Here is a 20,562-nt window from a genome sequence, read left to right on the forward strand (position 1 = left end):
CTCCGCCGAAAAATCCTGGTTACGCACCGCGTTCTTCGTCACAACTCACCTGCAGTGACGCTCGCCTGACACTACGTTGCGTGACAGTTCCGTCAATTCAGGCATAGGGTGCCTACGTTGCGGTTGGTGCGGATGTGAATGAGCGGCTAGGAAAGCCGCTTGAGGAGCACCACGGACGCCACCGGGCGCGCGCCGGCGCGCGCCACGCCGTCGGCCACCTCGCGGTCGGTCGAGACGACGATGACGGGCCGTCCCGGCGGCTCGGCGCGCACCAGTTGGCGGATCAGCTCGTCGGCGGTGACGCCGGGCTTGGAGAAGAGCACCCGCACGCCGCGCGGCGGCGCGAGCAGCACCGGCGCCGCCAGTTCGGCCCCGTCGAAGACGCAGGTCATCTCGGCGCCGGTCTGGGCGGCGAGCTGGGAGAGCTGGCCGAGCAGCCGGAGCCGCTGCTTCTCCAGCGGCATCTGCGGATAGCCGGTCTTGGTGACGTTGTAGCCGTCGACGACCAGGTGGGCCTGGGGCAGGGCGAGCAACTGGTCGAGGATGGCGGGGTCGTTCTCGGACAGGGCGCGCGCGGCGATGTCCTTCGGCGTCATCCGGCCGGGTTCGACCGCGTCCACGGTCTCGGCGGGCCGCACGGACACCGGAGGCAGCGCCAGCTCCCTGCGCAGCCCCTGGGTGGCGTCCAGCAGGGTGTCCAGGAGCAGCCGGACGCGCATGTCCTCGACGCTGCGCCCCTCGCGGGCGGCCTTGCGGGTGGCCTCCAGGGCCGCCTCCGCCTCCGCGAGGCGGGTCTTGAGCCGCCGGGACTCGCTCTCGGCGGCGGACACCTGGGTATGGCCCTCGGTGCGGACGGTGTCCATCTCGGCCTGGACCTTGCGCAGCGCGGCCTCGCCGCGCTTGACGTCGCTGAGGGCCGAACGCAGCTTGCGCTGGAGCGCCTCGGTCTCCTTCTTGGCCGACTCCAGCTCGGCGCGCAGCCGCTCGGTCTCCGTCCGGGTGTGCTCCCGGGCCCGGGCCAGCTCCTCGTGCAGCCGCTCCAGCTCGGCGCGGCTCTCCTCGTCGGCACGCTCGGCGTCCGCGCGCTGCGCCTCCTCGCCGGCGGCGGTCACCAGCTTCACCCAGCCGTGCGGGCGCAGCACGTAGGCCGCGGCGGCCACGTCGAGCGGGTCGGCGGCCGGCGGCGGGGAGCCGGCTTCGAGGGCGCCGGCCAGCTCCGGCTGGGCGTCGCGGAACTTCTCGCCGATGCGCTGGCGGAACAGCGGGTCGCTCTCCACGGCGGCGGCCATGGCGTTGCCGGCGAACTTGGCCCTGCGGTTGGGGGCGAACCTGGCGTACTGCCTCAGCTGCGCGGGCAGCTCGGCGAGAGTGAGTCCGCCGAAGCCGTCGGACACGATCTGCACGACTCTGCGGCGCACGCCGTCGGGCAGCGGGCGGTCGAGCACCTCAGCGGCGCCGTCGCCCGGCCCCCCGTCGTGTGTCTCCACCATCCGTCATCCCCATGTCTCAGGGCGGTCCCGGCCGGGGACCGCCTCGTACGGGAACCGCTCCGCTCAGGAGGCGGCACCCGGCCTGTCCACGAGTTCCACCTGGTCCACGGCGTTGCACCAGCGACACCGCACCGACTCGACGGTCTCGCTGAGCACCTCGCGCTCCTCGACCTTCGGCTCGCCGGCCAGGTCGAGGTGGACGTACTCGACGACCTTCGAGGCCCGGGTCACGTCGAATCGGGTCAGGTTGCCGCACAGGGTGCAGCGCCACCGTGTCGTGTCCGTCGGCAGGGGAACCGTCATCGTGGCTGTTCGCTCTCTTCCAGTGTCGGTGACGCGCCGGGCTCCCCCGGTGCGTGTGGCTCGTAACCCTACGGCCTGGCGGGTACCCGTCGCCCGCGTGTCCACGGCGGCGAGGCGGTATGGGAGGTTGCGTTCCGTTACGTCATGCTCTGTGTCCATGATCGGTAACTGGAGCAGGACGGCCCTCGGGACGGCTCGAACGCTCGGCACGGCCCTTACGCCACGGGGCCGCACGGCGCCGGTGACGTACACGCTGATCACGCTCTGCTGCGTACTGTTCCTGGTCAGCCCGGCGGCGGGCCTCAATCCGGTGTACGGCACCGGGGAGGAGCTGCTGGCCGCACAGCGCGCGTACTTCCGGCGCTGGGGCGTGATCCCCGCAGAACTGTTCGAGGGCTCCCCCGGTTCCGCGCTCACCCCCGCCACGGCGCTGTTCGTCCACGGCAGCTGGGTGCATCTGCTGGGCAACATGCTCTTCCTGTACGTCTTCGGCGCGATGACCGAGGAGCGCATGAGCCGGTTCCAGTTCGCCCTGTTCTACCTCGGCTGCGGCTACCTGGCGCTGCTCGGCTACGCGGGCGCGAACGCCCACTCCCTGCAGTCCCTGGTCGGCGCCTCCGGGGCGATCTCCGCGATCCTCGGCGCGTTCCTGTTCCTCTTCCCCCGCGCCCGGGTGACCAGCCTCCTGCCCTTCCTCTTCTTCCTGCCCCTGCGCTTCCCGGCCTGGCTGGTCCTCCCCTTCTGGGCCGCCCTCCAGTGGATGGCGGCGGGCCGGGCCGGCGACGGCCCGGGGGTGGCGTACCTCGCCCACCTGGTGGGCTTCGGCCTGGGCTTCACTTTCGCGTGGGTGCGGTTCGGGCGTACGACTAGAGTGAAGAGCGTTCCAGTGGCGGCCCCCGAGGGAGAGAACCAGCCGTGATCAGCGCGATCGTGCTCATCAAGACCAGCGTGGACCGGATTCCCGAGATCGCGGAGCAGATCGCCGCGCTGGAGAGCGTCAGCGAGGTCTTCTCCGTCACCGGCACCTACGACCTGATCGCCATGGTGCGGGTGAGCCGGCACGAGGACCTGGCCGACGTCATCCCGGGCCGGATCAGCAAGATCCCGGGCGTGGAGGGCACCGACACCCACGTCGCGTTCCGGACGTACTCGCAGCACGACCTGGAGGCGGCGTTCGCCATCGGGCTCGACAGCTGAGCCGACACTCCACGGGCCGTCGCGGATGAAGGGTTCTTCATGCGGGACTCATCGGAACCACCGGGTACCGGGCGCAACATCGGACGTATGGTCTTCTCCCGCCGGATGGCGGCCCTCGCCGCCGTCGTCCTGATCCCACTCGGCATCGCCGCGACCAGTTTCGCCCTCACCGACAGTCCGCAGGAGCCCAGGGTCCCGGCCAAGGTGGAGCTGGAGAGCGGCTCCCCCAGCCCGGCACCGGCCTCCTCCTCGCCCGACCCCACGCCCAGCGACCAGGTGGTGACCCGGCCGCCGGTGACGGACGGCCCTTCGGATGACGACGATGACGACGACCGAGGCCGGGACGGCGGGGACGACGGAGCCGGCGACGACGGGGCCGACGGCTGACCGTGAACGCCGACGGATCTCGGCCCGGGTCCGCATCCTGCTCTGGCTGCTGCTCGTGATGGCGGTCGCGCTCGCCTCGGTGGCGGCGACCACCCGCTCGATCCTGCTGCGCGACACCGACCAGCGGATCAACGGCCTGCTCGCGCAGGAGGCCGGCGAGTTCGCCAACTTCGAGGAGCAGGGGTTCGACCCGGAGACCGGCCGCCCCTTCACCGACCCCGGCCGGCTGCTGCGGGTCTTCCTGGAGCGGCAGTACGCCGACCTGGACGAGGAACTGGTCGGCCTGGTGGGCGAGGTGGGCAGCAGGCCCACCCAGATCATCCAGCAGCGCGAGATCCCGGTCGACCGCCCCTTGCACGAGGACGCCGACGCCCGGCGCCGCATCCACGCCTCGCCCGACTCCACCGGCACCCTGGAGCGGCCCGAGGGCGAGATCCGCTGGGCCAAGGTCACCGTGGCCCGCTACGGCGGCGAACCGGCGGCCGCCTTCGTGGTCGCCTTCCACCCGGGGCGTGAACAGGCCCGCGCGGACGAGGTGTTCCGCGTGCTGCTCGCCATCTCCGGGGTCGCCCTGCTGATGACCACCGGCATCGCCTGGGTGGTCGCCGGCCGCATCCTCAAACCGGTGCGGCTCGTGCGGACCACGGCCGCGCAGCTCACCGAGCAGGACCTGACCCGGCGCATCCCGGTGCACGGCCACGACGACGTCGCCGCCCTGGCCGAGACCTTCAACGCCATGCTGGACCGGCTGGAGCGCGCCTTCGCCACCCAGCGCCGGTTCGTCGACGACGCGGGCCACGAACTGCGCACCCCCATCACCATCGTGCGCGGCCACCTGGAACTGATGGGCGACGAGCCCGCCGAGCGCGAGGAGACCGTCCGGCTCGTCACCGACGAACTGGACCGGATGAGCCGCATCGTCGAGGACCTGCTGCTGCTCGCCAAGGCCGAACGCCCCGACTTCGTCACCCCCGAGCCGGTACAGCTGGCCGAACTCACCGCCGACGTCTACGTCAAGGCCCGCACCCTCGGGGACCGCGACTGGGTACTGGCGGAGGTCGCCGACCGGGAGGCCCTGCTCGACCCCCAGCGGATCACGCAGGCCATGGTGCAGCTCGCGCAGAACGCGGTGCAGCACACCACCACCGGCCAGACCATCCGCATCGGCTCCCGCGCCGACGGCGCCCGCGTCGAGCTGTACGTCGCCGACTCCGGCCCCGGGGTCCAGGCGCAGGACGCCGAGGTGATCTTCGAGCGGTTCCGGCGCGGCACGGCACGGCGCGGGGTGCGCGGCACGGGCGCCGGGCTCGGACTGTCGATCGTCCGGGCGATCGCCGAGGGCCACGGCGGCCGGGTCGACCTGCGCGCCACCGAGGGCGGCTGGGGGTGCCCCCGGACGGAGTCCGGGGGAGCCACCTTCGTACTGACACTCGACTGACTCCGGAAGAGGCACGTCCATGAACCGCATCCTCATCGTCGAGGACGAGGAGCGCATCGCCTCCTTCGTCGAGAAGGGCCTGCGCGCCAACGGCTTCACCACCACCGCCGTCGGCGACGGCGAGGCCGCCTACGAGTACGCACTCACCGGCGGCTTCGACCTGGTCGTGCTGGACATCGGGCTGCCCGGCCGGGACGGCTTCACGGTCCTGCGCGAGCTGCGCGAGGCCCGGGTGACGACCCCGGTGATCGTGCTGACCGCCCGGGACTCGGTCCGGGACACGGTGGCCGGCCTGGAGGGCGGCGCCGACGACTGGATGACCAAACCGTTCCGCTTCGAGGAACTGCTCGCCCGGGTGCGGCTGCGGCTGCGCACGGCGGCCCGCGCGCCTGAGGTGACGGTGCTGAAGTCGGGGGCGCTCAGCCTCGACCTGCGCACCCGCAGGGCCCGCTCCCAGGGGCGCACGGTCGACCTGACGGCCCGTGAGTTCGTGCTCCTGGAGCTGTTCCTGCGTCATCCGGGGCAGGTACTCTCCCGCGAGCAGATCCTGTCACACGTGTGGGGCTACGACTTCGACCCGGGCTCCAACATCGTGGACGTCTACGTGCGGGCGCTGCGCAAGAAGCTCGGAGCGCAGCAGGTGGAGACCGTGCGCGGGATGGGGTACCGGCTGCCGGCCTGGTGAAGTTTCCTTCATGTGACGCTCATCGATGGCTCACCGCACCCGTGAACCCTCGATGACGTGACGTTGAACCTCCGCCTCGCGGCGGCCCTGTGCGTGGCGCTGTCCCTGTGCGCGCTGCTGGCGGTCCCCGCCAACTTCCCCGCCCTGGGCGGCGACGCGCGGCTCACCCTGGCCGTGTTCGCGCTGGCGACCTGTGCCTGGATCGGCACGCCGATCGACGACACGTACATCGCGCTGGGCGCCGGGCTCGCGCTGACCGCGACCGGAGTGATCAGCAGCGACACCCTCTTCGGCACCCTCGGGGACGCCACGGTGTGGCTGCTGATCTGCGCCTTCGTACTGGCGGCGGCGGTGGCGCGGACCGGGCTGGCCGGGCGGGCGGCGGCGTTCCTGGTCGGCGGGGCGCGCACCGTACGGCAGTTGGTGCACCTGACGACGGCCGCGCTGGTCGTGACCGCGTTCGCGGTGCCGGCCACGTCGGGCCGGGCGGCGCTCGCGCTGCCGGTGTTCCTGGCGCTCGCCAAGGCCCTCGCGGACCGGAAGCGGCTGGTGGTGATGCTGGCGCTGCTGTTCCCGACGGTGATCCTGCTGTCGGCGGTCGCCACCCTGATCGGCGCGGGCGCGCACCTGATCACCGTGTCGGTGCTGTGGGAGGCGACCGGGAACCGGATCGGGTTCACGCAATGGCTGCTGCTGGGGCTGCCGCTGGCGGTGGCGTCCTCCCACCTGGCCGCCGAGACCGTGCTGCTGACCACCACGCGCCGGGCGGACCGGCAGGGCCCGGTCCACATCACCGCCGAGGAGATACAGCGGCACAGCGAGAGCCCGGTCACCGGCCCCTGGACGCAGGCGGAGAAGCGCTGCGCCCTGCTGCTGGCCACGGTGGTGGCGCTGTGGTGCAGCGAGCCCCTGCACCACGTGTCGCCCGCCGTGGTGGCGCTGATCGGGGCGGTCGTCGCCTCCTCCCCCGCGCTGGGCACCGTACGGCTCAAGGACGCGCTGAAGACGGTGCCCTGGTCGCTGCTGCTGTTCATGGCGGCGACCATGGCGATGGGCGTGGCGCTCGCGGACTCCGGGGCGGCGAAGTGGCTGGTGTCGGGGCTGCCCGCCCACGTGGCGCCGGCCCTCTTCCTCGGGGTCGTGGTCGCGGTGAGCACGGCGGCCCACCTGGTCCTCCAGTCCCGTTCGGCCCGCTCGTCCGTGCTGGTCCCGCTGGTGATCGCCGCGGCCGTCGGCGCGGGGGTCAACCCGGTCGCGGCGGCGCTCGCCTCGACCGCCGCGGCCGGTTTCTGCCACACGCTGCCGGCCTCCGCCAAGCCGGTCACGCTCTTCTCCGACATCCCCGGCACCCCCACCTACACCCCGCGCGACCTGCTGCGGCTGTCCGCCGTCCTGGCCCCGCTGACCGCCCTCCTCGTGCTGTTCTTCGCCGCCGCCGTCTGGCCGCTGCTCGGCGTGCCCGTCACCCGATGAAGGAGTCCGCCATGTCCGCCATGTCCGCCCCGCCGTCTGTGCCCTCCGCGTCCTCCGCGTCCTCCAAACTGCACCGTGTCGTCGTCGCCCCCAGCGGCTTCAAGGAGTCGCTGTCCGCGCAGGCCGCCGCCGACGCCATCGCGGCCGGTGTCCGCCGGGTGCTGCCGGCTGCCGAGATCGACCGGATCCCGCTGGTCGACGGCGGTGAGGGCACGGCCGTGGCGCTGGCCGCCGCGACCGGTGGGCGGCTGGTCGCGCTGGCCGCCACCGGCCCGGTCGGCGAGCCCGTCGGCACCCACTTCGCGCTGCTCGGCGGCCGGGACACGGCGGTGGTGGAGATGGCCGCGGTCGCGGGTCTGTCCCTGGTCCCCCGCGCCCTGCGCGACCCCGGCGCGACGACCACGTACGGCGTCGGCGAGCTGATCGGTGCCGCGCTCGACACCGGGGTGCGGCGGATCCTGGTCGGCTGCGGCGACTCCGGTACGTCGGACGGGGGCGCGGGGGCGCTCCAGGCGCTCGGGGCGCGGCTGCTGGACGCGGACGGCTTCGAACTGCCGCCCGGCGGGGGCGAGCTGGTCCGGCTGGCCCGGGTCGACCCGTCCGGCCTGGACACCCGCCTGAAGGACACCGAGCTGCTCGTCGCCTGCAATCCGTACAACGTGCTGTGCGGCGAGCGGGGCGTGGCCCGGGTGTTCGGCCCGCAGAAGGGGGCGACGCCCGCGCAGGTGGAGCAGTTGTCGGCCGGTCTGGAGAACTGGGCGCGCGTCCTCACCCGCGACCTCTCGGTCATCGGCACGGACCTGCGGGGCGGCCCCGGCACCGGTGCCTCCGGCGGACTCGGCGCCGGGCTGGCCGCCCTCGGCGCCCGGCTGCTGCCCCGTTTCGACGTGCTGCTCGACCACCTCGACCTGGACGCCCGCCTCGCCCGTGCCGACCTGGTGCTGACCGCCGAGGGCGCCCTGGACCACCAGACGCCGCGCGGCAAGGTACCGGCGGAGGTGGCCCGGCGCGCCAAGCTCCACGGCCGTCCGGTCCTCGCCCTGGCCGGCACGCTCGGCGAGGGCGCGCACGACGTGCCGGGGGTGGACGCCTGCCACGGGATCATGCCGGCCCCGATGGCGCTGGCGGACGCGCTGTCGCGGGCCGCCGAGCTGCTGACGGACGCCACGGAGCGGGCCCTGCGGATGGTTCTCCTCGGGTCGCGGCTGCCGGGCCGGCCGGCTCAGGCGGCGGAGCCCAGGGCGGCGGAGGTGTCGGGCACGCAGCGCCCGTCCTCGGTGCGGTAGCTCCACCGGGCGCCGTCGCTGACCAGCTCCTTGACGGCGTGCACGAACCGCTCGACGTGCTCGTCCGGGGTGCCGGCGCCGAAGCTCACGCGGATGGCGTTGAGGGACTTCTCCCCCGGCGCCGCCTCGGGGGCGCCGCACTCGCCCTGCGCCCCGGGCTCGCCGCCGAGCAGGGTGCGCACCAGCGGGTGGGCGCAGAACAGGCCGTCGCGCACCCCGATGCCGTACTCGGCGGAGAGCGCGGCCGCGAAGTGGGAGCTGTTCCAGCCGTCGACGACGAAGGAGAGCACGCCCACGCGGGGCGCGTCGTCGCCGAAGAGGGAGAGGATCCGCACCTCGGGCACCTCGGCGAGACCCTCCCGCACCTTGGCGATCAGGTACTCCTCGCGGGCGACGAGCGAGTCGAACCCGGCCTCGGTGAGCGCCTTGCAGGCGGAGGCGATCGAGTAGGCGCCGATGACGTTGGGCGAACCGGCCTCGTGCCGGGCGGCGCTCTCGTGCCAGCGCACGTCCACACCGCCGTCGGCGCGCCGGGTGACGCTGCGGCTGGCACCGCCGCCGGCGAGGTACGGCTCGGCCTCGCGCAGCCAGTCGGCCCGGCCGGCCAGCACGCCGGAGCCGAACGGGGCGTACAGCTTGTGGCCGGAGAAGGCGACCCAGTCGACGTCGAGGTCGCGCACGCTCACCGGGTGGTGCGGGGCGAGCTGGGCGGCGTCCAGCACGATCCGGGCGCCGTGCGCGTGCGCGGCGGCGGCCAGTTCACGCACCGGCCACAGCTCGCCGGTGACGTTGGAGGCGCCGGTGACGCAGACCAGGGCGGGCCCGTACGGCTCGCGGGCGGCGAGGGCGCGCTCCAGGGTCTCGACGGCCTCGGCGTGGGTGCGGGGGGCGTCGAGGTAGGTCACGTCCGCGTCCCTCCCCCTACGCCCTGCGGCGTGGGGGGACCCCCAGGGCAGCAGCGAGGCGTGGTGCTCGGTCTCGAAGACGAAGACCCGGCAGCCGGCGGGCAGCGCGCCGGCGAGCAGGTTGAGGGAGTCGGTGGTGGACCGGGTGAACACGACCTGGTCGTCCTGCCGGCAGCCGAGGAACTCGGCGACGGTGTCGCGGGCGTTCTCGAACAGGTCGGTCGACAGCTGCGACAGGTACCCGGCCCCGCGGTGCACGCTGCCGTAGTACGGGGCGTAGGCCGCCACGTCGTCCCAGACCCGCTGGAGAGCGGGGGCGCTGGCGGCGTAGTCGAGCGCGGCGTAGGTGACCTCGCCGCCGGTGACGAGCGGGACGGTGACGTCGCGGCCCAGAACGGGCAGCGGGGTGGTGACAGCAGTGGGTACGGACATGGCGGACTCCCGTGAGGACCAGCGCGAGGCAGAGCGCTGGGAAAGAGAAGAAGAGGGTGTGCGGAGGCGGGGCTCTGCGGCCCTATCGCATTCGCTGGTTCACGGGAGACTCCCTCGGACGACCCAGGACCCCTGGTTTCGCGAGGGGTCCGCGCTTGCCGTGAACCTTGCTGTCCACGACCTGGTCTTCACCCGGGGCACCCCGCCACGGACGGAGGGTTGCCGGACAGTCGGCCGGGGCCTCATGACTGTCACTCATGACCTGTCGAAAAACTTATGGGAAGTGATCGGCGTCCCGCAACCCGAGTCCGGATCGCGGGACGCACGTCACACGGTGGGGCCTACGCGTTGCTGGCGGCCACCCAGCGGTCCAGGGCACGCTTGGCGGCGCCCGAGTCGATCGCCTCGGCCGCCCGGTCCATGCCGCCCCGGATGCGCTCCGGCAGGGGTCCCTCGCCGCCCTCCAGAGCGACCAGGGCGGCCGCCGAGTTCAGCAGCACGGCGTCCCGCACGGGGCCCGTCTCGCCGTTCAGCAGGCGCCTGGCGACGTCGGCGTTGTAGGAGGCGTCGGCGCCGCGCAGGGCCTCGACCGGCACCAGTTCGAGGCCGACGTCGCGCGGGTCGAAGGTCTCCTCGGTCACCCGGCCGTCGCGCACGACCCAGACCCGGGAGGTGGCGGTCGTGGTCAGCTCGTCGAGGCCGTCGTCGCCCCGGAAGACCAGGGACGAGTGGCCGCGCTCGGCGAAGACACCGGCGATGATCGGCGCCATCCGGGCGTGGGCGACGCCGATCGCCTGGGCCTTGACCTTCGCGGGGTTGGTCAGCGGGCCGAGGAAGTTGAACACCGTGCGGATGCCGAGCTGGCCGCGCGCCGAGGCCACGTGGCGCAGCGCCGGGTGGAACTTCACGGCGAAGCAGAAGGTGATGCCGGCCTCGTCGGCGACCTCGGCGACCCGCTGCGGAGTCAGCTCCAGGTTGACGCCCAGCTTCTCCAGTACGTCGGAGGCGCCGGACGCGGAGGAGGCGGCGCGGTTGCCGTGCTTGACGACCTTCGCGCCGGTGCCGGCCACGACGATCGCCGACATGGTGGAGATGTTGACCGTCTTCGCGCCGTCGCCCCCGGTCCCGACGATGTCGACGGTCTCGCCCGGCACCTCGATGACGTTGGCGTGCGCGTACATGGTGCGGACCAGACCGGAGATCTCCTCCACGGTCTCGCCCTTGAACCGGAGGCCCACCGCGAGGCCGGCGATCTGCGCGTCGGTCGCCTCGCCGCGCATGATCACGTCCAGCGCCCACGCGGTGTCGTCCTGGGACAGGTCGTGGCCGTCCAGCAGCCGGTTCAGCAGGGCGGGCCAGGAGCGGCCGCCCGCGGTGTCGCCTCCAGCGGGGGTCACAGCGCTCATGGTCGCTCCTGATGGTCGTAGGTCGTGGAGAAGGAGTGTGGTCCCACCCTATCCAGCCCCGGGCACGGCGAAGGGCCCCGTCCGCGGAACGGACGGGGCCCTTCGACCGTGGTGTGGCGACGCGGGAGGGTCAGTGGTGGCCGTGGCCGCTCGTGATCTCCTTGTACTCCTCGACGGTCGGCTTCGGAATCTGCGACTCCTCGCCGTAGTACGACTCGCTCAGCTTGGCGCGGAGCTTCTCGCCGCGGGACACCTTGCGCTCGACGCCGTTCTCGTCGACCGTCGGGCCGATCTCGGCCGGCTTGTACTGCTCGTGCGCGGTGAGGGTGTGCAGCTGCTCCTGGCTGAGCGGCTCGTGCACCTCGATGAACTCACCGTGCGGCAGGCGCTTGATGATGCCCGACTCGCGGCCGTGCAGCACCTTCTCCTTGTCCCGGCGCTGGAGGCCGAGGCAGATCCGCTTGGTGGCGATGAACGCGAGGACCGGCCCGACGAAGAACGCGATGCGGACGAACCAGGTGATCGCGTTGATCGACAGGTGGAAGTGGGTGGCCCACAGGTCGTTGCCGCCACCGATCAGCAGCACGAAGTACACCGTCATCCAGGCGACGCCGAAGGCGGTGCGCGTCGGGGCGTTGCGCGGGCGGTCCAGGATGTGGTGCTCGCGCTTGTCCCCGGTGACCCAGGACTCGATGAACGGGTAGACCGCGATCGCGACCAGCACCAGCGGGAAGATCAGCAGTGGGATGAACACGCCCAGGGCGAGTGTGTGACCCCAGAAGTTGATCTCCCAGCCCGGCATCACGCGGATCAGGCCCTCGGAGAAGCCCATGTACCAGTCGGGCTGTGCGCCGGTGGAGACCTGGTCCGGCCGGTAGGGGCCGATGGCCCAGATCGGGTTGATCGTGGCGATGGCCGAGACGGCGGCGATCACACCGAAGACCAGGAAGAAGAAGCCTCCGGCCTTCGCCATGTACACCGGCAGCAGCGGCATGCCGACGACGTTCTTGTTGGTCTTGCCGGGACCCGCGAACTGCGTGTGCTTGTGGTAGAAGACCAGGATCAGGTGGCCGACCACCAGGCCGAGCATGATGCCCGGCAGCAGCAGGATGTGGATCGAGTAGAACCGGGCCACGAAGTCGTGTCCGGGGAACTCCCCGCCGAACAGGAAGAACGAGATGTACGTGCCGACGATCGGCACGGACAGGATCGCGCCCTCCATGAAGCGGATACCGGTGCCGGAGAGCAGGTCGTCCGGGAGCGAGTAACCGGTGAAGCCGGTGAACATGCCGAGGACGAGCAGCAGGAAGCCGAACAGCCAGTTGATCTCACGCGGCTTGCGGAACGCGCCGGTGAAGAAGACGCGCATCATGTGCACGAACATGCCGGCCAGGAAGATCAGCGCCGCCCAGTGGTGGATCTGCCGGATGAGCAGACCGCCGCGGACGTCGAAGCTGATGTCCAGCGTGGAGGCGTACGCCTCACTCATCAGCTGGCCCTGGAGCGGCACGTACGAGCCGTGGTACGTGACCTCGTTCATCGACGGGTGGAAGAACAGCGTCAGGTACACACCCGTGAGGATGATGATGATGAAGCTGTAGAGGCAGATCTCACCCAGCATGAACGACCAGTGGTCGGGGAAGATCTTGCGCATGTTGGCCTTGGCCAGGGAGTAGATCCCCAGCCGGCCGTCGGCCCAGTCGGCGACGCGCTCGCCGGCCGGTGCCTTCCCGCGAGAGCGCGGGGCTTCGTTGGGTGTAGTACTCATCCGCGCTCCCAGAAGGAAGGACCGACGGGCTCGTCGAAGTCGCCGAGCGCTTCGAGGTACCCCTCGTCGTTCACGCCGATGCGCAGCTGCGGCAGGGCGTGACCCGCGGGACCGAAGATCACCCGGGCACCGTCGGCAAGGTCGAAGGTGGACTGGTGGCAGGGGCAGAGCGCGTGGTGCGTCTGCTGCTCGTACAGGGAGATCGGGCAACCGACGTGGGTGCAGATCTTCGAGTACGCCACGATGCCCTCGTGCGACCACTCGAGCTCGCGCTTGTCCTTGATGGCGTCCGGCTCCAGCCGGATGATCATCAGGGCCGCCTTGGCGATCTCGTTCATGAACCCCTCGTCGTGCTCCTCCAGGCCCTCGGGCTTGGCGAAGGTGAGGGAGCCCACCGCGACGTCGGCGGGACGCAGCGGCTCGTTGGTGTTCATGTTGACGAGCAGCTTGCCCTTGGACCACATGGTGTGGCGGAGGCTGGTGCCGGGCAGCGGGCCGAGGTCGCGCAGCAGGACGACGCCGGAGAGCGGCACCAGGGTGAGCGCGCCCAGCATCGTGTTGCGGATCAGCTTGCGGCGCCCGATCACGGACTCCTTGGCGCCCTGCTTGAAGTCCGCGTGGACCTTGGCACGGGTCTCGGTGTCGGCCTCGATCGCGTGCCGCTCGTCGGCGACCTCCTCGTCGGACATCAGGGTGCGGGCCCAGTGGACCGCGCCCGCGCCGATCGCGAACAGCGCGACGCCGAGCGTCATGCCGAGCGCGAAGTTCAGCGCGCTGATGTGACCGAGCGGCCAGATGTAGACCGGCTTGTCGACCGGGATCGCCACGAACGAGGCGATGAAGCCGACGGTGGCCAGCATCGACACCGTGAACAGCAGGGCGACCGTGCGCTCGGACCGCTTGGCGGCCCGCTCGTCGATGTCCTGGATCCGGTGTTCGTGGGGCGGCAGCCCCGGGTCGGCGAACGGGTTCTCCTCGTCCGCGACCTTCACCGCGCCGTGCGCGTGGCCCTGCTCAGCGGGCAGGTTCTCTTCTGGAATGTCTTGGCTACTCATGACTTCTTGGCCTTTGCGGTCCGAGCGGCGACCCAGACGGCGACCGCGATCAGCGCGCCCAGTCCGAAGACCCACGCGAACAGACCCTCACTGACCGGACCCAGTCCACCGAGGCTGAGACCACCGGGCTCGACGGTGTCGTCACCGTTGACCGCGTCCAGGTAGGCGATGATGTCCTTCTTGTTCTGCTCCGACAGCGTGGTGTCGGGGAAGGAGGGCATGTTCTGCGGGCCGGTCTGCATGGCCTCGTAGATGTGCTTGGGGTCGACACCCTCGAGGGTCGGCGCGTACTTGCCGTGCGTCAGGGCGCCGCCCTTGCCGGTGAAGTTGTGGCACTGCGCGCAGTTGGTGCGGAACAGCTCGCCACCCTTGGCGATGTCCGCGCCCTCCGGGCCGTACTTCTCCTCCGAGGGGACGGCGGGGCCGGCACCCAGCGAGGCGATGTAGGCCGCGAGCTGGTCGATCTCCGCCTGGGAGTAGATGACCTTCTTCTTCGGGACCTGCGCGCCGGGCTGCTGGGCCGGCATGCGGCCGGTGCCGACCTGGAAGTCGACGGCGGCGGCGCCCACGCCCACCAGGCTCGGGCCGTCGGTGGTGCCCTGCCCTCCGGTGCCGTGGCAACTGGCGCAGCCGACGGCATAGAGCTTCTTGCCCTCGTCGATGGCGAGGGACTGGGCGGTTTCATCGGCCTGCGCCTTGCTCGCGGGTGCGAACGCGGCGTACAGCCCCCCTGTGCATGCCAGCGCGAGGAGTAGGACGACGAGCGCCGCCAGCGGATGGCGTCGTCGTGCGGAGAGCTTTTTCACGGATTACCCCGGTGTCAGGATCTTCTGCGTCGATGCTTCTGGTATTGCGCGGGTGCGTGCCGCGACTACTTGATCATGTAGATCGTGGCGAAGAGGCCGATCCAGACGACATCGACGAAGTGCCAGTAATAGGACACGACGATGGCCGCGGTCGCCTGCTCGTGGGTGAACCTCCGGGCCGCGTAGGTGCGGCCGAGGACCAGCAGGAAGGCGATGAGGCCGCCCGTCACGTGCAGTCCGTGGAAGCCGGTGGTCAGGTAGAACGCCGAGCCGTACGGGTCGGACGAGAGCGAGAGACCCTCGTGCTTGACCAGCTCGGTGTACTCGAACACCTGACCGCCGATGAAGATCGCACCCATCACGAAGGTGACGATGAACCACATCCGGAGCTTCTTCACGTCACCGCGCTCGGCCGCGAACACGCCGAGCTGACAGGTGAGGGAGGAGAGCACCAGGATCGTGGTGTTCGTCGCGGAGAACGGGAAGTTCAGCGCGTCGGCCTTCTCGGACCAGAAGTCCGGGCCGGTCACCGATCGCAGGGTGAAGTACATCGCGAAGAGGGCCGCGAAGAACATCAGCTCGGAACTCAACCAGATGATGGTTCCGACGCTGGTGAGGTTCGGCCGGTTGACCGACGGGTGCGCGTGCCCGGTTTCTACTGTCGTTGCTGTCGCCACGACCGACATTATGTCGGTCGCTTATCCCGCCCTCACCCCGGGGGGTGCCGTTCGGAGTGTCCGCCCCGTCTGTACTGCCCGTATGGCCCATCGAACGGCCCGTCGAAGCCGTGTCCCAACCGGTGTTGACGAGGTGTTCAAGGGAGTAGCATCCGGCCCAACGGGCTACGACAGCCACGACAGCCTTACCGGTCTTCACCGCGTATCGGAGGAAGCATGCAGGCGACCGCCACGGTGCTGGTCTACAGCGACGACTCCAACACCCGCGAACAGGTGCGGCTCGCGACCGGCCGCCGGCCGGCTCCGGACGTCCCCGTCGTCGAGTTCGTGGAGTGCGCCACCCCGGCCGCCGTGATCAAGGAGCTGGACAAGGGCGGGATCGACGTCTGCGTGCTGGACGGGGAGGCCGTTCCCATGGGCGGCATGGGGGTCTGCCGCCAGATCAAGGACGAGGTCTTCATGTGCCCGCCGGTGCTGCTGCTGATCGCGCGGCCGCAGGATGCGTGGCTGGCCACGTGGAGTCGGGCGGAGGCGGCTGTGACGCTGCCGGTGGAGCCGGTGGAGTTCGCGGGTGCGCTGGCCGCGCTGCTGCGGGAGAAGCGGCTCCAGGGCGTTTAGGACGCCTGAGGGGGCGGGGGCGGGAGTCGTGCGGCGGGTGCGGCTGCGTCGTGGCTTGTCGCGCCCACGCGGCGGAGCCGCATATCGCACAGCCCCGCCCCCCGGCGGCGCTGCCCCGGGGGGCGTCGTCACACGCTCTCAGGTCGCAGCCGGGCCTGCTCTCCGGTGCCGGAGGCGCTGCCCCCGCCGCCCGTGAGGGCGCTGCCGGTGCGCCACTTGTTCCAGTCCAGGTTCCAGTCGCCGAAGCCGTTGCCGAACGGCTCCATCATCTCGCCGCCGGAGTTGACCACCTCCACGAGGTCGCCCTCCTGGACGGCCTTGAAGAACCACTCCGCGTTGGCGGTGCTCATGCCGACGCAGCCGTGACTGACGTTGGCCGAGCCCTGGGAGCCGACGGACCAGGGGGCGGCGTGCACGTACTCGCCGCTCCAGGTGACGCGGGTGGCGAAGTGGACCGGCAGGTCGTACGACTCCGAGGAGCCCTCGGCGATGCCCACGGTCGTGCTGCGCATGCGTACGAAGGGTTCCTTGCCGAGGACGACCTTGACGCCGTTGCGGGTGTCGAAGCCGGGCTTGCCGGTGGTGACCGGGATCTGCTTGATCTCCTCGCCGTCCTGGAAGACCGTCAGCGTGTGTGCGGCGGCGTCGGTGACGGCCACCACCCGGTCGTCCGTGGTGATCTTCAGGGGCTTGGCGGCGCCGCCCCACATCCGGTCGCCGACCTTGATGCCTTCGAGGGTGCTGCGCACCTGAACGGTCGCGTGCGCGGGCCAGAACTCCTTCGGGCGGTAGTGGAGCTTCTTGTCGTCCACCCAGTGCCAGGCGCCCTCCACCGCGGGCGTCGAGTCCACCTTCAGCGCACGCTCCACTATGGCCCGCTGCGCCTTGTCCTTGACCGGCTGGCTCAGCTCCGCGGTGACGGGCTGGCCGACCCCGTACGCGCCCGCCTTGGGCCCGAAGGTGATGCCCAGGGTCTTCTTGGCGCCGGGCTTGCCCGTCTCGAAGGTGAGCACCTTGCGGCCGGGCGCCCCGTCGTCGTCCTCGGTGCTGACCCGCACCGTGTAGCTGGCGTTGGCGGCCAGGGGTGAGGTGCTGTGCCAGCGGGCGCCGTCGGCGGACAGCTCGCCGGCGACGTAGCGGCCGGACGCGTCCATGGCCGTGACGTCCGTGATGCGCCCGTCGGCGCCCTCGGCGACGACCTCCAGGGGTTTGTCCGGGTCGGCCTTCTTCCCGGCGTCCTTGGGGCCGTTGAAGGAGATCTGGCCGGCCGCGTCGTAGGGCGAGGCCGACAGCGGGTTGTCGTCGTCCGTGCAGGCGGTGACGCCCGTGGCGAGGGCCATCACCAGCAGGGTGCAGCCGACGACCGTACGCCCCCGCGCCTGGAAGTGAACCGTGTCGCTCATGGCCTCACGCTAGGGAGCCACGTCAAGGACGGCACGGTGGGTAATCCGGACGAGTGAAAGGCGTACGGCATGCGAAGGGCCCGGACGCTCCTGACGGAGTGTCCGGGCCCCTCTGTGCTCAGCGCGTGCTACTGGGTGCGGTTCTCACCGCGGTAGTACTCGAAGACCCAGCCGAACAGGCCGACCAGGATCACCGGTGCCGAGAAGTACATGATCCACCAGCCGACGGCCACGCCCAGGAAGGCGAGCGCACCGCCGAGACCGAGCGCGAGCGGCTGCCAGCTGTGCGGGCTGAAGAACCCGACCTCGCCGGCGTCGTCCGCGACGTCCGCCTCCTTGTTGTCCTGCGCACCGACGTCGACCCGCTTGGCCGTGAAGGCCAGGTAGAAGCCGATCATGATGGACAGGCCGAAGGCCAGGAAGAGCGCCGTGGTGCCGGCCGGCTCCTTGGACCAGTAGCCGTAGACGACCGCCACGACGAGGATGAAGACGCTCAACCAGATGAACATCTTGCCCTGGATCTTCACTTCCCGGCCTCCTTGCCGCCGGCGAGGGTCTTCTCCCCGTGACCGACGTTCTCCAGCTGGTCGATCGCCGAGATCTCGGGGTGGTGCAGGTCGAACGCCGGGGATTCGCTGCGGATGCGCGGCAGGGTGAGGAAGTTGTGCCGCGGCGGCGGGCAGGAGGTCGCCCACTCCAGCGAACGCCCGTAGCCCCACGGGTCGTCCACCTCGACCGGCTTGCCGTACTTGGCCGTCTTCCAGATGTTGTAGAAGAACGGCAGGATCGACGCGCCGAGCAGGAACGAGCTGATCGTCGAGATCGTGTTCAGGGCGGTGAACCCGTCGGCCGCCAGGTAGTCGGCGTACCGGCGCGGCATGCCCTCGGCGCCCAGCCAGTGCTGGACCAGGAACGTGCCGTGGAAGCCGACGAAGAGCGTCCAGAACGTGATCTTGCCCAGGCGCTCGTCGAGCAGCTTGCCGGTGAACTTCGGCCACCAGAAGTGGAAGCCCGCGAACATCGCGAACACCACCGTGCCGAACACCACGTAGTGGAAGTGCGCCACCACGAAGTACGAGTCCGAGACGTGGAAGTCCAGCGGCGGCGAGGCCAGGATGACACCGGTCAGACCACCGAAGAGGAAGGTGATCAGGAAGCCGGTGGACCACAGCATCGGTGTCTCGAAGGACAGCGAGCCCTTCCACATGGTGCCGATCCAGTTGAAGAACTTCACACCGGTCGGGACCGCGATCAGGAAGGTCATGAAGGAGAAGAAGGGCAACAGCACGCCGCCCGTGACGTACATGTGGTGCGCCCACACCGTCACCGACAGACCCGCGATCGCGATGGTCGCCGCGACCAGACCCGTGTAACCGAAGATCGGCTTGCGGGAGAAGACCGGGATGATCTCACTGACGATGCCGAAGAACGGCAGCGCGATGATGTACACCTCGGGATGGCCGAAGAACCAGAACAGGTGCTGCCACAGCAGCGCCCCGCCGTTGGCCGAGTCGAAGATGTGCGCACCGAACTTGCGGTCCGCCTCCAGCGCGAACAGGGCCGCGGCCAGCACCGGGAAGGCCAGCAGGACCAGCACCGCGGTGAGCAGCACGTTCCAGGTGAAGATCGGCATCCGGAACATCGTCATGCCGGGCGCGCGCATGCAGATGATCGTGGTGATGAAGTTGACCGCGCCGAGGATGGTGCCGAAGCCGGAGAAGGCCAGACCCATGATCCACAGGTCGCCGCCGATGCCGGGCGAGTGCACCGCGTCGGACAGCGGGGAGTAGGCGAACCAGCCGAAGTCGGCCGCGCCCTGCGGGGTCAGGAACCCGCCCACCGCGATGGTCGAGCCGAACAGGTACAGCCAGTAGGCGAACATGTTCAGCCGCGGGAACGCCACGTCCGGCGCACCGATCTGCAGCGGCATGATCCAGTTCGTGAAGCCGGCGAACAGCGGCGTCGCGAACATCAGCAGCATGATCGTGCCGTGCATCGTGAACGCCTGGTTGAACTGCTCGTTCGACATGATCTGCAGACCCGGCCGGGCCAGCTCGGCGCGCATGAAGAGCGCCATCACGCCGCCGATGCAGAAGAAGGCGAACGACGTCACCAGATACAGCGTGCCGATCGTCTTGTGGTCAGTGGTCGTCAGCCACTTGATCACGACGTTGCCGGGCTGCTTGCGCCGTACCGGCAGCTCGTTCTCGTACGAGTCCTCCGCTGCCGAGGCACCCTGGGGTTCGTTGAGGATGCTCACAGGTTGTTCGTCTCCCGGTTCTTCTCGTGGCTCGTCTGCGCGATGCCTGCGGGAACGTAACCGGTCTGCCCCTTCTTCACGAGGTCCTGGAGGTGCTGCTCGTAGCGCTCCGGGGAGACGACCTTCACGTTGAACAGCATCCGGGAGTGGTCCACGCCGCACAGCTCGGCGCACTTGCCGAGGAAGGTGCCCTCCTTGTTGGGGGTCACCTCGAAGGCGTTGGTGTGGCCCGGAATGACGTCCTGCTTCATGAGGAACGGCACCACCCAGAAGGAGTGGATGACGTCACGCGAGGTCAGGACGAAGCGAACCGTCTTGCCCTTGGGGAGCCAGAGGGTCGGACCGGGGTTGTCGGTCTGCGGGTTCCGCGTGCTCGGGGTACCGCAGTCGTAGGTGCCGCCGGCGTTCGCCGGGAAGTCCTCCTTGAACCGGTCCGGGATGGCGGACAGTTCCTCGGAGGTCTTGGCGTCACCGGAGGAACCGTTGACGCTCTCGACGTAGTTGAAGCACCAGCTCCACTGGAAGCCGACCACGTTGACCGTGACGTCGGGCTTCTTCTTGAGGCTCAGGAGCTCGGACTCGTCACGCGCGGTGAAGTAGAACAGCACCGAGACGATGACGAGCGGAACCATGGTGTACAGCGCCTCGATGGGCAGGTTGTACCTGGTCTGTGGAGGGACCTCGACCTTGGTGCGGCTGCGCCGGTGGAAGAACACACTCCACAGGATCAGGCCCCACACCAGCACGCCGGTGGCCAGCGCGGCAGCCCAGGATCCCTGCCAGAGGGAGAGGATCCGCGGAGCCTCTTCCGTGGTTGGGGTGGGCAAGCCGAGGCGGGGGAAGTCCTCGTATGTGCAACCTGTGGCGGTCGCCAGGACCAGGCCCGCGGTCAGTGCCTGCAGCAGCTTCCGCCGCATCGGGCGCCGCGGCGAGCGGTCGGAGCCGTTGGGACTCACGTAGCGCCTTCCCGAGA

The 20,562-nt window shown here is 70.4% G+C and carries 20 protein-coding genes and 1 riboswitch; of the genes, 8 read left to right on the top strand and 12 right to left on the bottom strand.

Translation table 11 applies throughout. The features are described from left to right. Positions 1–146 precede the first annotated feature (146 nt). Positions 147–1,490 (bottom strand): NYN domain-containing protein, encoded by a 1,344-nt coding sequence (locus OIE75_RS10025; protein WP_307011465.1) that lies wholly within the window; start codon positions 1,488–1,490, stop codon positions 147–149. A gap of 63 nt (positions 1,491–1,553) precedes the next feature. Further along, positions 1,554–1,793 (bottom strand): hypothetical protein, encoded by a 240-nt coding sequence (locus OIE75_RS10030; RefSeq protein WP_064727475.1) that lies wholly within the window; start codon positions 1,791–1,793, stop codon positions 1,554–1,556. Positions 1,794–1,950: 157 nt separating this feature from the next. On the opposite strand from OIE75_RS10030, the gene OIE75_RS10035 reads away from it, so the two are divergent. The 7 genes from OIE75_RS10035 to OIE75_RS10065 all read left to right on the top strand — a co-directional run bounded on the left by OIE75_RS10035 (position 1,951) and on the right by OIE75_RS10065 (position 8,259). Next, the gene (locus OIE75_RS10035) at positions 1,951–2,712 is read left to right on the top strand and encodes a rhomboid family intramembrane serine protease (RefSeq protein ID WP_329470406.1); all 762 of its coding nucleotides are present in this window, start codon (positions 1,951–1,953) and stop codon (positions 2,710–2,712) included. Then, positions 2,709–2,990 (top strand): Lrp/AsnC family transcriptional regulator, encoded by a 282-nt coding sequence (locus OIE75_RS10040; RefSeq protein WP_122614980.1) that lies wholly within the window; start codon positions 2,709–2,711, stop codon positions 2,988–2,990. Before OIE75_RS10035 ends, OIE75_RS10040 begins: the two co-directional genes overlap by 4 nt. Positions 2,991–3,077: 87 nt before the next feature. Next, positions 3,078–3,377 carry a small secreted hydrophilic protein gene (locus OIE75_RS10045; RefSeq protein ID WP_125491482.1) on the top strand — a complete coding sequence of 100 codons (300 nt, stop codon included), beginning with the start codon at positions 3,078–3,080 and terminating at the stop codon, positions 3,375–3,377. Further along, on the top strand, positions 3,313–4,815 hold the full coding sequence (locus OIE75_RS10050; RefSeq protein WP_329470407.1) for a sensor histidine kinase: 1,503 nt from the start codon (positions 3,313–3,315) through the stop codon (positions 4,813–4,815). The genes OIE75_RS10045 and OIE75_RS10050 overlap by 65 nt, the downstream gene beginning before the upstream one ends. 19 nt (positions 4,816–4,834) lie before the next feature. Then, a complete protein-coding gene (locus tag OIE75_RS10055; protein WP_122614982.1) occupies positions 4,835–5,500 on the top strand; it encodes a response regulator transcription factor in 666 nt (221 codons plus the stop codon). A gap of 57 nt (positions 5,501–5,557) precedes the next feature. Beyond that, positions 5,558–6,973, top strand: coding sequence for an SLC13 family permease (locus tag OIE75_RS10060; protein WP_329470408.1), 1,416 nt, complete (start codon positions 5,558–5,560; stop codon positions 6,971–6,973). An 11-nt stretch (positions 6,974–6,984) separates the two neighbouring features. Beyond that, positions 6,985–8,259, top strand: coding sequence for a glycerate kinase (locus OIE75_RS10065; protein ID WP_443078322.1), 1,275 nt, complete (start codon positions 6,985–6,987; stop codon positions 8,257–8,259). On the opposite strand, the gene OIE75_RS10070 is transcribed toward OIE75_RS10065, so the two are convergent. From OIE75_RS10070 to ctaE, 6 genes are all read right to left on the bottom strand, one after another. Next, entirely contained in the window at positions 8,196–9,596 is a 1,401-nt protein-coding gene (locus OIE75_RS10070; RefSeq protein ID WP_329470409.1) for an aminotransferase class V-fold PLP-dependent enzyme, read from the bottom strand. The two genes, OIE75_RS10065 and OIE75_RS10070, sit on opposite strands and share 64 nt — an antisense overlap. 146 nt (positions 9,597–9,742) lie before the next feature. Further along, a riboswitch (SAM riboswitch) is annotated at positions 9,743–9,859 on the bottom strand. A gap of 78 nt (positions 9,860–9,937) precedes the next feature. After that, positions 9,938–11,002: an anthranilate phosphoribosyltransferase gene (gene trpD / locus OIE75_RS10075; protein WP_329470410.1), complete on the bottom strand. Its 1,065-nt coding sequence runs from the start codon at positions 11,000–11,002 to the stop codon at positions 9,938–9,940. Between the two features lie 130 nt (positions 11,003–11,132). Continuing rightward, positions 11,133–12,770, bottom strand: coding sequence for a cytochrome bc1 complex cytochrome b subunit (qcrB, locus tag OIE75_RS10080; RefSeq protein WP_122614986.1), 1,638 nt, complete (start codon positions 12,768–12,770; stop codon positions 11,133–11,135). Beyond that, complete coding sequence (gene qcrA / locus OIE75_RS10085) at positions 12,767–13,825, bottom strand: cytochrome bc1 complex Rieske iron-sulfur subunit (protein WP_307011479.1); 1,059 nt, start codon at positions 13,823–13,825, stop codon at positions 12,767–12,769. The genes qcrB and qcrA overlap by 4 nt, the downstream gene beginning before the upstream one ends. After that, the gene (gene qcrC / locus OIE75_RS10090) at positions 13,822–14,631 is read right to left on the bottom strand and encodes a cytochrome bc1 complex diheme cytochrome c subunit (protein ID WP_064727485.1); all 810 of its coding nucleotides are present in this window, start codon (positions 14,629–14,631) and stop codon (positions 13,822–13,824) included. Before qcrC ends, qcrA begins: the two co-directional genes overlap by 4 nt. Before the next feature lie 65 nt (positions 14,632–14,696). Further along, complete coding sequence (gene ctaE, locus OIE75_RS10095) at positions 14,697–15,317, bottom strand: aa3-type cytochrome oxidase subunit III (protein ID WP_064727486.1); 621 nt, start codon at positions 15,315–15,317, stop codon at positions 14,697–14,699. 207 nt (positions 15,318–15,524) lie between these two features. Between ctaE and OIE75_RS10100 the strand changes: the two genes are divergently transcribed. Next, positions 15,525–15,926 carry a response regulator transcription factor gene (locus tag OIE75_RS10100; RefSeq protein ID WP_122614988.1) on the top strand — a complete coding sequence of 134 codons (402 nt, stop codon included), beginning with the start codon at positions 15,525–15,527 and terminating at the stop codon, positions 15,924–15,926. A gap of 128 nt (positions 15,927–16,054) precedes the next feature. Here the strand turns inward: OIE75_RS10100 and OIE75_RS10105 are convergent, their stop codons facing one another. The 4 genes from OIE75_RS10105 to ctaC all read right to left on the bottom strand — a co-directional run bounded on the left by OIE75_RS10105 (position 16,055) and on the right by ctaC (position 20,545). Further along, positions 16,055–17,329 carry a L,D-transpeptidase gene (locus tag OIE75_RS10105; protein WP_329470411.1) on the bottom strand — a complete coding sequence of 425 codons (1,275 nt, stop codon included), beginning with the start codon at positions 17,327–17,329 and terminating at the stop codon, positions 16,055–16,057. Positions 17,330–17,457: 128 nt separating this feature from the next. Continuing rightward, entirely contained in the window at positions 17,458–17,856 is a 399-nt protein-coding gene (locus OIE75_RS10110) for a cytochrome c oxidase subunit 4 (RefSeq protein WP_064727489.1), read from the bottom strand. After that, entirely contained in the window at positions 17,853–19,589 is a 1,737-nt protein-coding gene (gene ctaD, locus OIE75_RS10115; RefSeq protein ID WP_125491476.1) for an aa3-type cytochrome oxidase subunit I, read from the bottom strand. Before ctaD ends, OIE75_RS10110 begins: the two co-directional genes overlap by 4 nt. Further along, complete coding sequence (ctaC, locus tag OIE75_RS10120; protein WP_125491475.1) at positions 19,586–20,545, bottom strand: aa3-type cytochrome oxidase subunit II; 960 nt, start codon at positions 20,543–20,545, stop codon at positions 19,586–19,588. The genes ctaD and ctaC overlap by 4 nt, the downstream gene beginning before the upstream one ends. Positions 20,546–20,562: the final 17 nt, after the last annotated feature.

Origin of the sequence: Streptomyces sp. NBC_01723, from assembly GCF_036246005.1 — a bacterium.
In the GTDB taxonomy this organism is placed as follows: Bacteria; Actinomycetota; Actinomycetes; order Streptomycetales; family Streptomycetaceae; genus Streptomyces.

Bases quoted from the DNA above. Each gene is read 5' to 3' on its own strand.
- OIE75_RS10025 (WP_307011465.1), bottom strand. From the start codon at position 1,490: ATGGTGGAGACACACGACGGGGGGCCGGGCGACGGCGCCGCTGAGGTG.
- OIE75_RS10030 (WP_064727475.1), bottom strand. From the start codon at position 1,793: ATGACGGTTCCCCTGCCGACGGACACGACACGGTGGCGCTGCACCCTG.
- OIE75_RS10035 (WP_329470406.1), top strand. From the start codon at position 1,951: ATGATCGGTAACTGGAGCAGGACGGCCCTCGGGACGGCTCGAACGCTC.
- OIE75_RS10045 (WP_125491482.1), top strand. From the start codon at position 3,078: ATGGTCTTCTCCCGCCGGATGGCGGCCCTCGCCGCCGTCGTCCTGATC.
- OIE75_RS10050 (WP_329470407.1), top strand. From the start codon at position 3,313: ATGACGACGACCGAGGCCGGGACGGCGGGGACGACGGAGCCGGCGACG.
- OIE75_RS10055 (WP_122614982.1), top strand. From the start codon at position 4,835: ATGAACCGCATCCTCATCGTCGAGGACGAGGAGCGCATCGCCTCCTTC.
- OIE75_RS10065 (WP_443078322.1), top strand. From the start codon at position 6,985: ATGTCCGCCATGTCCGCCCCGCCGTCTGTGCCCTCCGCGTCCTCCGCG.
- OIE75_RS10070 (WP_329470409.1), bottom strand. From the start codon at position 9,596: ATGTCCGTACCCACTGCTGTCACCACCCCGCTGCCCGTTCTGGGCCGC.
- trpD (WP_329470410.1), bottom strand. From the start codon at position 11,002: ATGAGCGCTGTGACCCCCGCTGGAGGCGACACCGCGGGCGGCCGCTCC.
- qcrB (WP_122614986.1), bottom strand. From the start codon at position 12,770: ATGAGTACTACACCCAACGAAGCCCCGCGCTCTCGCGGGAAGGCACCG.
- qcrA (WP_307011479.1), bottom strand. From the start codon at position 13,825: ATGAGTAGCCAAGACATTCCAGAAGAGAACCTGCCCGCTGAGCAGGGC.
- ctaE (WP_064727486.1), bottom strand. From the start codon at position 15,317: ATGTCGGTCGTGGCGACAGCAACGACAGTAGAAACCGGGCACGCGCAC.
- OIE75_RS10100 (WP_122614988.1), top strand. From the start codon at position 15,525: ATGCAGGCGACCGCCACGGTGCTGGTCTACAGCGACGACTCCAACACC.
- OIE75_RS10105 (WP_329470411.1), bottom strand. From the start codon at position 17,329: ATGAGCGACACGGTTCACTTCCAGGCGCGGGGGCGTACGGTCGTCGGC.